This is a genomic window from Modestobacter sp. KNN46-3 (assembly GCF_011039295.1).
This window is the reverse complement of the sequence record NZ_JAAKGN010000001.1, coordinates 166,844-180,496: the sequence shown is the minus strand read 5'-3', so window position 1 is coordinate 180,496 and position 13,653 is coordinate 166,844. Positions and strand designations below refer to the sequence as shown.

Genomic DNA, 13,653 nt, shown 5'->3' with positions numbered 1-13,653 from the left:
CCGGAGAGTGACGCGACCACCGTCACCCGATGAAATGCGGGCAACGGATTGTCACGACTACATAACGCCGTTACGTTGGCCGGGTCCAGTCGGTCGCCACGTCCCCACCCGGGGAGCCCGACCGGACGCCGCCGAGTCGCCCTCCGGGGCGAGCCGGGGACCCACCGCACCACTGGGGTGAATCCCGCGCCCGGACGACCGTCCGGGCCGGGTAGGGCTGCTTCCCGCCCGAACCCGTCAGCTGACCTGGTAGGCGGCCATCGGAAGACACCTGTTCGGAGCACTCCTGCCCATGCGCGCCCGCACCACCACCTCTGCCGCCACCGGCCGACGCCGTCCGCCGGCCGGCATGCGCCGCCCCGGGCTCTACCTGGGCATCGCGGCGGCCGGAGCCGTCCTGGTCAACGTCGTCGTCGGCGTGGGCCCAGCGGCCCAGGCCGACCCCGTGGCCTCCCAGCCGGTGAGCGTCGCCGAGCAGCTGGGGCTGGCCGCCCAGTCCGGCGCCGTCGACGGGACCGAGGACCTGCGGCCGCTCGAGGAGTTGGCCGCCAGCCGGGCCACCCGGGAGGCGGAGCAGACCGCCGCCCAGCAGGCGCAGGCGGCGGCCGACCAGGCCGTGCTCGACCAGCAGGCCGCCGAGGCCGAGGCTGCCCGCGTCGCCGCCGAGGCAGCGGCCGCCGCAGAGGCGGAGGCCGCTCGCATCGCCGCGGAGGCAGCGGCTGCTGCGGAGGCGGAGGCGAAGGCGGCTGCCGCGAAGCCCGCCGCACCGGCGCGGGCCGGTGCCGCCGCCAAGCCCGCAGCCGGGGCCGCCTCGACGGCCGGCACGGCGGTGTCCGCGATCGCGAAGATCACCAACAGCGCCGGACCGATCAAGCCGCAGGCGCAAGCTGCCGCGAACGCCGTGGTCAGCAACGTGCCCGGCGCCGGCTCGATCACCCTGGGCGGCACCCGGCCCAGCGCCGCCGACCCGCACGGTCACCCGTCGGGGCTGGCGGTGGACTACATGGTCATGTCCGACGCCGCCCTCGGCGACGCGATCGTCGCCTACCACGTGGCCAACTGGGCCGAGCTCGGCGTCGACTACATCATCTGGGAGCAGCGGATGCTCTCCTCGCCCGGTGGCTCCTGGAAGCAGATGGAGGACCGGGGCAGCGTGACGGCCAACCACTTCGACCACCCGCACGTCAACTACCGCTAGGAACTCGGTCGGCAACGGCCGCCCAGAGGGCGGCTTCAGGGGGGACTTGCTTGCCAGGCTGGTCGCGCTTCCTCGGGCGGTACGCCACGGGGACGTAGCGTGTGGCAGTGCCCCTTCTGCGACGTCGTCAGCAACCTCTAGACACGCAGGACTACACAGTCGAGACGCAGTACTGCGCGGACTGCGACAGTCACTTCGCCCGGGTCACCGGCTACGTGCATGAGCCCAACGACGGCCCGACTGTGGCCACGTACTACGCCGTCTGCCACGGACACCCGGAGCACGAAGTCGCCTTGGACGTCATCCTCGGCTCCTGGGGCGACGATGCAGACTTCAGCGACCACGAGACGTTCTCCTGCATCTGGAGGCCGCGGCCCCAAGGGGTCCTCGCCGTGGATGCGTTCGTCACCTTGTCGTTTCCTGACGGGGAAGACGTCCCGGCAATCCTCGGGCGTCCCATGAGTCGGCACGACGCCCTGCAGAGCCCCCGGATCCAGACCATCTGGGCGATCACCGACGCCCTGGCCACAACCGTCGACCCCATCACCGAACAGGTGATGGCCCGTCGCGGGCGCAAGCATCGGCGCGCGGCGCGGAGCTAACGACCCATTCCGTGCGAAGAGGCGTAATACCCCTCCAGGTACCGGCTGGGGTGAGTCCCCGCTCCTTCGCGCGCTTCGACGCGTGTCCCTAGATGGGCCGCTCAGGGACACTCCGGCACCACTGCCCGGTCTGTATCGGCAGGGCTGGCGTCAGGGGTCCTGGGGCTCGGGAACACGGCCGGTTGCGGGCGCCGGGGCTGGCGGGTCCGGCACCGCAGCGCCACGATGTGGGTGTGCTGCGGGCGGTACTTCGGGCCGCCCTCGTGGGCGCGATGGTGCTGATCGTGGTGGTCGGTCTGCTGTGGACGTTCCAGCGCCGCCTGGTGTACCTGCCCGACGACGGCCCGGTGCCGGCCGCAGCCGAGGTCGTCCCCGGTGGCCGGGACGTCGAGCTGACCACCGCCGACGGGCTGACCCTCGGCGCGTGGTTCGTGCCCGGGCCGACGGCCGACGCACCGGCCGTGCTGGCGGCCAACGGCAACGGCGGCCACCGCGGGGTCCGGGCGCCGCTGGCCCGGGCACTGTCGTCAGCCGGGCTGGCGGTGCTGCTGTTCGACTACCGCGGGTACGGCGGCAACCCGGGCAGCCCGACCGAGGCCGGGTTGGCCCTCGACGTCCGTGCGGCGCGCGACTGGCTGCTGGCCGACGGCGGGGTCCCGGCCGAGCGGCTGCTGTACTACGGGGAGAGCCTGGGCGCCGGCGTCGTCACCGAGCTGGCCGTCGCGCACCCGCCGGCCGGGCTCGTGCTGCGCTCGCCGTTCGTCGACCTGGCCGCCGTCGGCAGCGAGCACTACCCGTTCCTGCCGGTCCGGTTGCTGCTGCGCGACCGCTACCCGGTGGCCGAGCAGGTCGCCCGGGTCGAGGTCCCCACCACCGTCGTCCTGGGCACCGCCGACTCGATCGTGCCGCCGGAGCAGAGCAGAGCGGTGGCCGCTGCCGCCGGGCAGCTGCACCGCACGATCGAGGTGCCCGGCGCCGACCACAACGACGCCGTCCTGCTGGACGGCGACCAGCTGGTCGCCGCCGTCGTCGAACTGGCCCGCCTGACCACCGACCCCTGACCCGTCCCCCGGGCTGACGCCCGCCTGCCACCAAAATGGCCATTTTGGTGGTCGAGGGCGGGTCAGGTGCCGCAGAAGGTCTGGTAGGTGGCGCCGAAGTCGGCGGGGGCGGGGGTGGCGTACCGCTCCAGGCCCGGGCGCTCGGTGTACGGGTGGGTCACGGCGTCGAGCAGGGGGCCCAGCGGGGCCAGGTCGCCGCCGGTCGCCGCGGTGAGCGCCTCCTCGACGAGGTGGTTGCGCGGGATGTAGAGCGGGTTCACCCGGTCCATGGCGTCGGCGTCCGGGGCCAGTGCGCGCCAGCGCTCCGACCACGCGTCGAACGAGGCCAGGTCGAGGAAGAGGTTGCGGACCGGGTCGACGTCGCCGCGGGCGGCGGCGCCGAGCAGCCGGAACCCGGATGTGTGGTCGACGTGGCCGGCCTGCAGCAGCGTCAGGAACTCCTCGACCAGCGGCGCGGCCACCGCGTCGTCCAGCCCTTCCGGCAGGCCGAGCTTGGCGCGCATGCCGGCCGACCAGGCCGCGTCGTACTGCGGCCGGAACTCACCCAGCGCCGCCACCGCGAGCTCGATCGCGGGCTCCTGCTCCTCGGCGAGCAGCGGCAGCATCGCCTCGGCGAGCCGGGCGAGGTCCCACTCGGCCACGATCGGCTGGTTGCCGTAGGCGTAGCGCCCGCCGTGGTCGATCGAGCTGTACACCGTGGCCGGGTCGTGGGCCTCCAGGAAGGCGCACGGCCCGTAGTCGATCGTCTCGCCCGAGATGGTCACGTTGTCGGTGTTCATCACCCCGTGCACGAACCCGACCTGCATCCACCGGGCCACCAGCTCGGCCTGGGCGGTGACCACCGCGGCGAAGAGCGCCAGGTAGGGGTTCTCGGCCTGGGCGGCGTCCGGGTGGTGCCGGCTGATCGCGTGGTCGGCCAGCCGGCGCAGCAGCTCGGCGTCCCCGCTGACCCGGGCGTACTGGAAGCTGCCCACCCGCAGGTGGCTGCTCGCCACCCGGGCCAGGACGGCGCCGGGCAGCAGCGTCTCCCGGCGCACCGAGCGCCCGGTCGCGACCACGGCCAGGGAGCGCGTGGTGGGAATGCCGAGGGCGTGCATCGCCTCGCTGATCACGTACTCGCGCAGCATCGGACCGACCGCGGCCAGCCCGTCGCCGCCGCGGGCGAACGGGGTGCGCCCGGAGCCCTTGAGGTGCAGGTCGCGCAGCTGGCCCTCCACGTCGGTCAGCTCACCGAGCAGCAGCGCCCGGCCGTCGCCCAGCCGCGGCACGAAGCCACCGAACTGGTGCCCGGCGTAGCCCTGGGCGACGGGGGTGGCCCCGGCCGGGACGGCAGTGCCGACCAGCAGGCGCAGCCCCTCGGCGGTCCGCAGCGTGGCGGGGTCGAGCCCGAGCTGGGCGGCCAACGGCTCGTTGAGCAGGAGCAGTCGGGGATCGGGGGCGTCGTCGGCCTGCCAGGCGACGGCCAGCTCGGGCAGCTCCCGGGCGAAGCGGTGGTCCAGGCTGAGGATCGGTGCCGGTGCGAGACTCACCCCACCGAGGCTACGTCGGATCCCGGGAGCGGCCAGTCGCCGCAGCGCCGGCTCAGAGCTGCGGCGCGAGGTGCTCGACGGCCCAGGAGCGCAGCGTGGTGGGCGTCGTGGTGAGCACCGAGCGCGGGTCGGCGGGGACGAAGTCCTCCCGCAGGCCGCGGGACATCCCGACGAACCCCTCGACCTGGGCCTCGGACAGCCCCGCCGCCCGGAGGCCGGCGCGCAGGTCGTCGTCACCGATCTGCTCGGCGCGGACCGCCCGGCCGGTGGCGGCGGCCACGATCCCGGCCACTGCTTCGAAGGTGAGGTCCTCCGGCCCGTGCACGGCGAGCACCCGCCGGCCGGACCAGCCCGGGGACAGCAGGTTGGCCACCGCCACCTCCCCGATGTCCCGCGGGTCGACCCAGGGCATCGGCCGGTCGGTCGGCATGGTGGTGCGCAGCACGCCGTCCCGCAGCCCGTCGAGGTCGGACAGCAGGTTGGTGAAGAAGTACCCGCAGCGCAGGTGGAGCACCGCGGCGCCGGTCTCCTCCAGCTGCTCCTCGGTGCGCGCGAGCCCGTCGATCTGCCCGACGCCGTGGCGCTTCTCGGCGCCGACGCTGCTCTGGAACACGACCCGGGACACCTGGTTCTCCCGCACCGCGCGGGCGGCGACCGCGCCCATCCGGGTGGACGTGGCGACCGGGTCGTCGTCCAGCGTCGGCGGGTCGACCCAGTAGAGGGCGTCCGCGCCCTCGGTCGCCCGCAGCACCGTGTCCAGGTCGCCCTGGTCACCGACCACGAGGTCGACCCGTTCCCGCGTCTGCGGGTCCAGCTTCTCCGGGGAGCGCAGCAGCAGGGTGGGCCGCAGCCCGGCCTGCAGGAGCAGCCGGACCACGCGGGAGCCCACGTGCCCGGTCGGGGTGGTGACCACGATCCTCATCGACAGCCTCCGGTGGATGGGTGTGTGCTGTGGCGTACCCGGCCATGCCAGCACGGGGTGCCGACAGTTCTCCGGCGAGCGCGCGGCCGCGCCTCGTGCCCGGACACCTCGGGCGTCGGGGAGACTCCGCACGCCCTCACCTGGGCACGGCGGTCGAGACGAGGACGGTGCGACATGAGTGCGGACGGACGGCGGGCGGCGGTGGCCGGGCTGGTCTTCCCGGCCCTGCTGCTGGCGGGGTGCACGGACGACGGCCAGGCCGAGGCCATCCGCTCCTACGAGGTCGACCTGGTGGCCGACGCCGACGGCTCACTTGAGGTCGAGGAGACGATCGCCTACGACTTCGCTGACTCCGAGCGGCACGGCATCGAGCGGCTGATCCCCGAGCGGGCGCCCTTCGAGCAGACCCGCGACCGGCTCTACCCGATCAGCGACGTCGTCGTGGAGAGCCCCACGGGTGCGCCCGCGGACACCGAGGTCACCAGCGAGGACGGCGTCCTGACCGTCCGGGTGGGGGACGAGGACACCGAGGTCACCGGCGAGCACACCTACGTGCTCCGCTACCGGGTCGAGGGGGTCGCCGACCCGGGGGACGACGGCGACCGGGTGGCCTGGAACGCGGTCGGGACCGGCTGGGAGGTGCCGATCGAGCAGGTGGACGTCCGGCTGACCGGCCCGGCGGGCGCGGCGCCGGTCTCGGGGGACTGCGTGGTCGGCACGGACGACGCCCTGACCGCCTGCCCCATGGACGTCGAGGCCGTCGGTGCGGTGCGCGCGGAGGCCGGCGGGCTCGACCCGGGGGAGGGCGTGACGGTGAGCGCCACCTACCCGGCGGGCACCTTCGCCGGCGCGGAGCCGGTGCTCGAGGAGACGTTCAGCCCGGCGCAGGCCTTCCGCCTCACCCCGGCGACCGCGGGGCTGGCCGTCGGAGGGCTGCTGCTCCTCGTCGTCCCGCCGCTGCTGCGGGCCCGGCGGAGCCGCCCGGCCGGATCCGGGCCGCGGGCCCCGCAGCTCACCCCGCCACACGACGCCCGGCCGGCCCAGCTGGGCACCGTGCTCGACGGCCGCGCCCAGCGGCACGAGGTCCTCGCCACCCTGCTGGACCTGGCCGTCCGCGGCCAGCTGCGGATCGAGGAGGTCGCCGTCGATCCTGCCGACGACGAGCCGGACGCCGACGTCCCCCCGGACTGGCGGCTGGTCCGCACGCCGGCCGACCAGCGGGGGCTGCGCCTCTACGAGCAGCTGCTCCTTGACGACGTCTTCGCCGACGGCGAGGTCGTCCTCCTGTCGGACCTGCAGTCACGGTTCCCGGCCATCGCGGCCCGGGCCTGCGCGGCGGTGTACCGGGACGTGGTGGAGCTGGGCTGGTTCCGCGCCGACCCCGCCGCGGTCCGGCGTCGCTGGTACGCCCTCGGTGCCGGGGTGCTCGTGGCCGGCGTCGTCCTGACCGTCGTCCTGGCCGTCACCAGCACGTGGGCGCTGGCCGGCACCGGCGTCGTCCTCGCCGGGCTGGTCCTGCTGGGGCTGGCCGGGCGGATGCCCCAGCGCACCCCGGAGGGCGCCCAGGTGCACGAGCGGGCGGCCGCGTTCCGCGACCAGCTCGCCACCTCCGACGGGCCGTGGTCCGCCGACGCGGACCAGCTGGCCGACCTCGCCGGTGCGGCGCGCACCGACCTCCGGGTCCGGTACCTGCCGCACGCGGTGGCCCTCGGGGTGGCGGAGGAGTGGACCACCGCGGTGCAGGCGGCCCGCCCCGGTGCCACCCCGTCCTGGTACGTGCCCGCGCACGGTGCCGGACACGTCGGCGTGTGGCCGGCGCTGCTGGCGTTCTCGGCCCCGGACAACCCGGCGCTCTCCCCGCCGGCGAGCGCCGGCAGCGGGACCGGCTCGACCTACGTGGGCGGCGCGGCCGGGGGAGGGGGCGGCGGCAGCTGGTGAGGCGGCGTCACACCGGCTCGACGACCGCGCCCTCCGCGGGGACGCCCAGCGGGACGACGACCGGCGGGCCCCCGTCACGGGGCCAGGACCGGTGGCCGCGGAAGGCCAGCGGCAGCCCGCGGGCGGTGAACGGGTCGGCGGAGTCCATCGCCTGGACGTGCACGTGCGGCTGGGTGGAGTTCCCCGAGTTGCCGCACTCGGCCAGCGGCTGGCCGGCCGTCACCAGGTCGCCGGGGCGCGCCCGCAGCGACCCCTCGCGCAGGTGGGCCAGCACGACGTGGGCGCCCCCGGGTTCGAGCTCGAGCACCACGTGGTTGCCGGCCAGGGCGCCGGCGCCGCCGCGGGCCCGGCTCGCCTGGGTGAGGGCGTAGGGCACCCGGGCGGCCTGCGAGCGGCGCGCCACGCCGTCCGGCTCGCCGTCGTGCACCGACACCACCCGCCCGGCCGCCGGGGCCAGCACCGGCTGCCCGAAGCCGACGAACCGGTCCACCGGCTCGGTGCCCAGCAGCGACCGCCAGTCCCGGGTGGTCGCCGTCCGGCGTCCCCGCACGGCGGTGAAGTCGATGGCGTACGTGGTGGCGAACAGGTGCGTGCCGTGGCTCGGCACCCGCCGCGCCGGGCTGTTCTCCACCCGCCAGGTGCCCCGGAACGGCAACTGGAGCACGACCGCGCCGGGGTCGGCCATCAGAGGTCGCGGCGGACGAAGGACATCGCGGCCAGCGCCCACACCATCGCCACCCACAGCACCGCCCAGCCCAGGTAGGTGAGGGTCAGCGGCGCCGTGCTGAGGAACGGGAAGGCCCCGGCGCCCTCGTCGGCCCCGCCGAACTGGACGATCGCCGACGGGTCCTGGAAGGCGTTCATCGCCCCGCGCCAAAGCCCGTCGGTGGGCAGCAGCACCCGCGACACGCTCCCGACCCGACCGACGGCGTCGTTGCCCAGGGCCTCGCCGATCGCGCCCACCACCCCGGCCACCCAGGTCGTGCAGAACAGGCCGACCGCCACCACACCCGAGGCCATCGGCGAGATGACGGTCGCGAGCAGCACCGTGAGGGTCAGCAGCACCACGGTCTGGGCGGCGAGCAGGGCCAGCGCGGTCGCCGGCGCCGGCGGCCAGTAGTCGACGGTCACCCGGACGACGACGATCTGGGCCAGCCCGGCCAGGGCGACGAAGCCGCTGCCGAACGCGACCAGCCCCAGCCACTTGCCCAGCAGGAACGCCGAGCGACGGATCGGCCGGGCGAGCATGGACAGCGCGATGCCGGACTCGGTCTCCCCGGACAGCGTCGGGCCGGCCAGGAAGGCGGTGCCCAGCGCGGCGACCAGGCTGTAGCCGAACATCACCAGGTTCAGCAGGATGGACGCGGTCAGCCGGGCCTCACCGCTGGTCAGCGACTCGGCCGCCAGCCGGGAGAAGCCCCAGCTGCTCAGCCCGAGCAGCCCGACGGTCAGCGCGACGAGCGCGAGCAGCACCCGCCGGCGGGAGGCCTCGCGCAGGGTGAGCGCGGCGATGGTCAGCACCGTCCGGGCCGTGCTCACGACGGGCCCGCCGCACGGCTCGCGGCGCCGTCCCGCAGGATGCCGAGCAGCCGCTCCTCCAGGCTGATCCGCACCGGCTCCACCGCGTGCACCAGCGCCCCGAGGGAGACCAGGTCACGCACCAGGTCGGGCACCGCCGTCCCGTCGTCGTCGGCGGACAGCGCGACGGTGGACCACTCGCCCTCCCGGTCGACCCGGCCGAGGGCGGCGAGCCGCTGCTGCGCGGCGGGGGAAAGGTCGGTCAGGTGCAGCCGCACCTCCCGCTGGCCGAGCAGCTCGGCAAGCGTGCCGGAGGCGGCGACCCGGCCGCGGTCCAGGACGACGACCCGGTCGCAGACCCGCTCGACCTCACCGATCAGGTGCGAGTTGAGCAGCACCGCGACCCCACGGGACCGCAGCTCGAGCACGATGTCGCGCACGTCGGCGCGGCCCAGCGGGTCCAGGGCGCTGGTCGGCTCGTCCAGCACCACGAACTCCGGCCGGCCGACCAGCGCGACCGCCAGCCCCAGCCGCTGCTGCATGCCCTTGGAGAACCCGCCCACCCGGTCGTCGCCCCGGCCGCACAGCCCGACGAGCGCCAGGCAGTCGCGCTGCTCGGCGGCGGGCACCCCGGCGCCGGAGAGCCGGGCGTGCAGCGCCAGCACCTCGGCCGCGGTCAGCCAGGGCTGGTAGCGGAAGAGCTCGGGCAGGTAGCCGACCCGGGCGCGGGCGGCCGGGTCGGCGGAGCGCTGCCCGAGCAGCATCGCCTCGCCGGCGTCCGGGCGGACCAGGCCGAGCAGCATCTTGATCACGGTGGTCTTGCCGGCGCCGTTGGGCCCGAGCAGCCCGACGATCTCGCCCCGGCCCACCTGCAGCGACACGTCCTCGACGGCCAGGTGCCTGCGGTACTGCTTGCGCAGCCCGGTGCCCCAGGCCGCCGGTGCCGGGGGCAGGCCGGCCACCAGGTCGGCGGCGGCCTGCACCCCGGCACCACTGTCCACGGTGCTCATGCTCAGCGCAGGTCCCGCGCCACGGACAGCAGCTCCTCGGTGTCCAGCGAACCGGCCACCGCGGTCACCACGCCGTCGGAGACCCAGACCACGGCCGCCATCGCGCCGTCGTTGCCGGTCAGCACCGTGGCCTCCTCGCCGTCGACCTCCGCCGTCGAGCTGGTGGCCAGCTCGGCGGGCACGGGCAGCGGGAGGGTCGAGCCGTCGCCGGTGAAGCTCCGCAGCTGCGCCGCGACGTCGTCGGGCAGGCCGGGCAGCGACAGCAGGTGGTCGCGGACCGTCTCGAACGGGATGCCGGAGGAGTACGCCGACGGGGCGACGGCGCGGCCCACGACGAGAGCGGGGAGCCCGGACTCGGAGGACCAGACCTGGGCGACGCCCGGCCCGGCGACCAGCCGCACCGAGCTGCCGTCCAGGCCGGGCGGCGGCGGGGGCAGCACCTCGCCGGCCGCGGCGGCGGCCTGCGCGGCGCGGTCGGCCGAGTAGGTGAAGGTGGCGCTGAGCTGGCCGCCCACCGAGATCGTCGGCTCGCCGGCGACGCCGCGGGGCAGATCGGCCACCTCGGGCACGTCCAGCTCGGACTCCTCCGCGGCGGTGGCCGCGTCGGGGACCTCGTGCACGTCCGGGTCGCCGGTGAGCTCGACGTCGCCGTAGGCGCTCAGGTCCGGCAGCGCGACCAGGTCGTCGGTGGTGAGGCTCAGCGGGGCGATCTCCTCGGTGCGGAAGACCTGCAGCCAGTCGTTGGCGGCCGCCGTCCCGGCACCGGCCAGGACGACGCCGACCGCGAGCACCGCGGCGGCCGGCCGGCGCAGGAACCCGCGCGACCGGCTCGGCCGGACGCGCTCCGGCCGGGCGGCCGGCGCGGCGGCGGGCAGGGCCGCGGTGAGCCGCCGCCAGCCGGCGTCGACGTCGGGGCTGCCCTCGGTCGCCAGCGCGGCGCCGACGAGGTCGGCGTCCCGGCGGGTGGCGGCCAGCGCCGCCAGGCACTGCGGGCACCCGGCGACGTGCGCCCGGTCGGGGTCGGGGACGCCGGCCGGCTCGTCGAGCAGGCGGCGCAGCGTGCCTTCAGTCGGATGACGCATGACGGGTCAGCTCCTTGCGCAGTGCGGATTCGGCGCGTCGGACGGTGGTGCCGACGCTGCCGGGGGACATGTCGAGTGCCGCGGCGACCTCGGCGTAGCTGAGGCCGCTGTGCCGGAGCACGAGGACCACGGCCTGCTTGCGGGGCAGCCCGCCGAGCGCGGCCCGGACGCGGCTGCGGTCCTCGCGGGTGAGCACCGCCTCGGCGACGTCGGGGGTGGTGACGTCGCCGAGGCGGTGCACGGTCTCCTCCCGGGACGCGCGGCGCCGCCCGGAACGGATCAGGTTGAGCGCGGTGTGGACGGCGGCGACGGACAACCAGCCGGGCGCCTCGGCGGCCGGCACGGTGGACCGGCCGAAGGCCAGGAAGACCTCCTGGGCGACGTCCTCGGCCTCGTCCCGGGAGCCGAGCACCCGGGCGGCCACGGCCACGACCTGCGGGTAGTCGCGCCGGAACACCTCGCCGAGGTCGGACCGCACGGCACCGGACACGGCACCCGTCACGGCACCCGCCACCGTCCTGTCCTCCCTCTCGACCCGATCCGCTGTGCGCCCCGGCATCGGCAGCCGTACCGCCGCCGGGGCTCCGTGCCGAACGAGGTCCATGCCCCTACAGCACCGCCGCGAGCGCAGATGTGACACCCGGTCGCCGCGAGTCTGCCCGGCTCAGGCGGCGACCCAGCGGATCGGCAGCCGCTTCACCCCGCGCTGGAAGCTCGACCGCAGCAGCGCCGGCGGCCCGTCGAGCTCCAGCACGCTGGTGCGCCGCAGCAGCTCGGCGAACAGCGCGCGCATCTGCACCCGGGCCAGCTGGGCGCCCAGGCAGAAGTGCGGCCCGTGACCGAAGGACAGCTGCGGGTTGGGCGCCCGGCGGACGTCGAAGCGCTCCGGCTCGGCGAACACCCGCTCGTCCCGGTTGGCCGAGGTGAAGGAGACGACCACCTTGTCCCCGGCCCGCACCCGGGCGTCACCGATGGTCACGTCGCGGGTCGCGGTCCGGCGGAACACCATCACCGGCGTCCACCAGCGCAGCATCTCCTCGACCGCTCCGGGCAGCAGCCCCGGGTCGGCGCGCAGCTGGGCCATCGCCTCGGGGTGGGAGAGCAGCGCGATCAGCCCGCCGGGCAGCCCGTTGCGCAGCGTCTCGTTGCCGGCCACCGCGAACAGCCAGAACATTTTCTCGAACTCGGCGTCGCTGACCGGCGGGTCGTCCCCGTCGGTCTGGGCCAGCAGGATCGACATGACGTCCCGACCGGGCGTGCGGCGCTTCTCCTCGGCGAGCAGCCGCGCGTAGGCGTAGAGGTCCGGCATGCCGGCGCGGGTGCGCGGGTCGGGCAGCCGCCCGTCGGCGTCGGGCACCGGGCGCAGCGCCACCGCCTGCCGGGCCATGGCCGTGCCGGTGCTGGCGTCGAACGCCGCCGAGGAGGCGTAGTCGGGGTCCTGCCAGCCGATCACCCGGTTCGACCAGTCGAACATCAGCCGGCGGTCCTCGGCCGGGACCCCGAGCACGTCGGCGAGGGTGACCAGCGGCAGGTCGGCGGCGACGTCCTTGGCGAAGTCGCAGCGGCCCTCGCTGGCACCGGCGACCATGCCCTCGCTGGCACCGGCGACCATGCCATCGTCGGCACCGTCGACCATCCGGTCGACCAGTGCGGCCGCGGTGGCCTCGATCGAGGCGGTGAGCGCGGCCACCGCGCGCGGGGTGAACGACCGGGTCAGCAGGCGGCGCAGCCGGGAGTGGTCCGGCGGGTCCATGTTGAGCATCATCCGGCGGACCCAGGGCAGGTCTCCGGCGTCCTGGACCTGGGTGGCCCCGAGCCAGGAGGAGAAGGTGGCGGGGTCCTTGAGCACCCGCTCGACCTCGGCGTGCCGGAGGACCAGCCAGCAGCCGGGACCGGCCGGCTCGTCGACCCAGGCGACCGGGCCCGCCGCGCGCAGCCGGGCCAGCTCCGCCAGCGGTGGGCCCGTCTCGTAGGTGGCCGGGTCCAGGAGGGGGGCGGTCTCCTGCGGCGCGGTCACAGGTCGTCCAGGAAGCGCTCCACGGTGGTCAGCAGCGCCACGGGCGTCTCGAACATCGCGTAGTGGCCGGCGTTGGTCAGCACCTCCAGGGAGGCGTTGGGGTACTGCTGCAGGAAGGTCTGCTCCATCACCGCGGCGCTGAGCGCCGGGTCGTGCTCGCCCACCACGACCCGGACCGGCACCGGGTCGCCCTGCACCTCGGCGGAGAAGTCGGTGCCCGCCCAGGCGTCCAGGTACGCGCCGAAGGCGGCGGGGTCGGACTGGTCGAAGGAGATCTGCACCATGCGGTCGAGCCAGGTGCGGCTCAGCCGGCCGCCGGTGGTGAGGTCGAGGATCGCGTACCGGTTGCCCCGGTCGCCCGCGGCGCCGCGGAAGAGCTGCTCGGCCTGCTCGTCGAAGGGGACGCCGGTGGAGGGGACCGGGCTCACCCCGATCAGGCCGGTGACCCGGCCGCCGGCGTCGACGAGCACCCGCTGCATCGCACTGCCGCCCATCGAGTGCCCCAGGACGGTGAACGACGACCACCCCTGCGCGTCGACGGCGGCCAGGGCGTCGGCGGAGATCTCGGCCAGCGTGTGCTCGCCGTCCTCCGCGCGGCGCGCGCCGTACCCGCGGTAGTCGAGGAACAGGACGCTGTACCGCTCCTCGTCGATCAGGTCGGCGAACGGCCCCCACCCGGTCGCCGAGCCGAACCAGCCGTGCAGTGCCAGGACCTTCCGGGGGCCGGTGCCGACCACGAGCGGTGCGTTCGCCATCCCGGGAGTGTCGTGGGCCAC

At 75.4% G+C, this 13,653-nt stretch carries 13 protein-coding genes and 1 riboswitch; of the genes, 4 read left to right on the top strand and 9 right to left on the bottom strand.

Translation table 11 applies throughout. The features are described from left to right. The first annotated feature begins 119 nt into the window (after positions 1-119). Positions 120-271, top strand: a riboswitch (cyclic di-AMP (ydaO/yuaA leader). Between the two features lie 21 nt (positions 272-292). The 3 genes from G5C62_RS00915 to G5C62_RS00905 all read left to right on the top strand — a co-directional run bounded on the left by G5C62_RS00915 (position 293) and on the right by G5C62_RS00905 (position 2,861). Further along, positions 293-1,198 carry a hypothetical protein gene (locus G5C62_RS00915; protein ID WP_241175634.1) on the top strand — a complete coding sequence of 302 codons (906 nt, stop codon included), beginning with the start codon at positions 293-295 and terminating at the stop codon, positions 1,196-1,198. A 107-nt stretch (positions 1,199-1,305) separates the two neighbouring features. Next, positions 1,306-1,800, top strand: a complete 495-nt coding sequence (locus G5C62_RS00910) for a hypothetical protein (protein WP_164699652.1) — start codon at positions 1,306-1,308, stop codon at positions 1,798-1,800. A 233-nt stretch (positions 1,801-2,033) separates the two neighbouring features. Further along, positions 2,034-2,861: an alpha/beta hydrolase gene (locus tag G5C62_RS00905; RefSeq protein WP_241175635.1), complete on the top strand. Its 828-nt coding sequence runs from the start codon at positions 2,034-2,036 to the stop codon at positions 2,859-2,861. A gap of 62 nt (positions 2,862-2,923) precedes the next feature. On the opposite strand, the gene G5C62_RS00900 is transcribed toward G5C62_RS00905, so the two are convergent. Then, positions 2,924-4,390, bottom strand: coding sequence for a YdiU family protein (locus tag G5C62_RS00900; protein ID WP_164699653.1), 1,467 nt, complete (start codon positions 4,388-4,390; stop codon positions 2,924-2,926). A gap of 52 nt (positions 4,391-4,442) precedes the next feature. Next, positions 4,443-5,312: an NAD(P)H-binding protein gene (locus G5C62_RS00895; RefSeq protein WP_164699654.1), complete on the bottom strand. Its 870-nt coding sequence runs from the start codon at positions 5,310-5,312 to the stop codon at positions 4,443-4,445. Between the two features lie 174 nt (positions 5,313-5,486). Between G5C62_RS00895 and G5C62_RS00890 the strand changes: the two genes are divergently transcribed. Continuing rightward, positions 5,487-7,250: a DUF2207 domain-containing protein gene (locus G5C62_RS00890; RefSeq protein WP_164699655.1), complete on the top strand. Its 1,764-nt coding sequence runs from the start codon at positions 5,487-5,489 to the stop codon at positions 7,248-7,250. A gap of 7 nt (positions 7,251-7,257) precedes the next feature. Here the strand turns inward: G5C62_RS00890 and G5C62_RS00885 are convergent, their stop codons facing one another. The 7 genes from G5C62_RS00885 to G5C62_RS00855 all read right to left on the bottom strand — a co-directional run bounded on the left by G5C62_RS00885 (position 7,258) and on the right by G5C62_RS00855 (position 13,632). Continuing rightward, positions 7,258-7,935 (bottom strand): M23 family metallopeptidase, encoded by a 678-nt coding sequence (locus G5C62_RS00885; protein WP_164699656.1) that lies wholly within the window; start codon positions 7,933-7,935, stop codon positions 7,258-7,260. Further along, the gene (locus G5C62_RS00880; RefSeq protein ID WP_036340953.1) at positions 7,935-8,789 is read right to left on the bottom strand and encodes an ABC transporter permease subunit; all 855 of its coding nucleotides are present in this window, start codon (positions 8,787-8,789) and stop codon (positions 7,935-7,937) included. The genes G5C62_RS00885 and G5C62_RS00880 overlap by 1 nt, the downstream gene beginning before the upstream one ends. Next, complete coding sequence (locus G5C62_RS00875; RefSeq protein ID WP_164699657.1) at positions 8,786-9,778, bottom strand: ABC transporter ATP-binding protein; 993 nt, start codon at positions 9,776-9,778, stop codon at positions 8,786-8,788. The genes G5C62_RS00880 and G5C62_RS00875 overlap by 4 nt, the downstream gene beginning before the upstream one ends. 2 nt (positions 9,779-9,780) lie before the next feature. Continuing rightward, entirely contained in the window at positions 9,781-10,860 is a 1,080-nt protein-coding gene (locus G5C62_RS00870) for a hypothetical protein (RefSeq protein WP_164699658.1), read from the bottom strand. Further along, entirely contained in the window at positions 10,844-11,374 is a 531-nt protein-coding gene (locus tag G5C62_RS00865) for a sigma-70 family RNA polymerase sigma factor (protein WP_241175636.1), read from the bottom strand. Before G5C62_RS00865 ends, G5C62_RS00870 begins: the two co-directional genes overlap by 17 nt. Positions 11,375-11,524: 150 nt before the next feature. After that, positions 11,525-12,877 carry a cytochrome P450 gene (locus G5C62_RS00860; RefSeq protein ID WP_164699659.1) on the bottom strand — a complete coding sequence of 451 codons (1,353 nt, stop codon included), beginning with the start codon at positions 12,875-12,877 and terminating at the stop codon, positions 11,525-11,527. Beyond that, complete coding sequence (locus G5C62_RS00855; protein ID WP_164699660.1) at positions 12,874-13,632, bottom strand: alpha/beta fold hydrolase; 759 nt, start codon at positions 13,630-13,632, stop codon at positions 12,874-12,876. The genes G5C62_RS00860 and G5C62_RS00855 overlap by 4 nt, the downstream gene beginning before the upstream one ends. Positions 13,633-13,653: the final 21 nt, after the last annotated feature.

What these genes read in the sequence shown, in the direction of transcription:
- G5C62_RS00890 (WP_164699655.1), top strand. Translation starts at nt 5,487, where the DNA reads ATGAGTGCGGACGGACGGCGGGCGGCGGTGGCCGGGCTGGTCTTCCCG.
- G5C62_RS00885 (WP_164699656.1), bottom strand. Translation starts at nt 7,935, where the DNA reads ATGGCCGACCCCGGCGCGGTCGTGCTCCAGTTGCCGTTCCGGGGCACC.
- G5C62_RS00855 (WP_164699660.1), bottom strand. Translation starts at nt 13,632, where the DNA reads ATGGCGAACGCACCGCTCGTGGTCGGCACCGGCCCCCGGAAGGTCCTG.
- G5C62_RS00870 (WP_164699658.1), bottom strand. Translation starts at nt 10,860, where the DNA reads ATGCGTCATCCGACTGAAGGCACGCTGCGCCGCCTGCTCGACGAGCCG.
- G5C62_RS00875 (WP_164699657.1), bottom strand. Translation starts at nt 9,778, where the DNA reads ATGAGCACCGTGGACAGTGGTGCCGGGGTGCAGGCCGCCGCCGACCTG.
- G5C62_RS00915 (WP_241175634.1), top strand. Translation starts at nt 293, where the DNA reads ATGCGCGCCCGCACCACCACCTCTGCCGCCACCGGCCGACGCCGTCCG.
- G5C62_RS00895 (WP_164699654.1), bottom strand. Translation starts at nt 5,312, where the DNA reads ATGAGGATCGTGGTCACCACCCCGACCGGGCACGTGGGCTCCCGCGTG.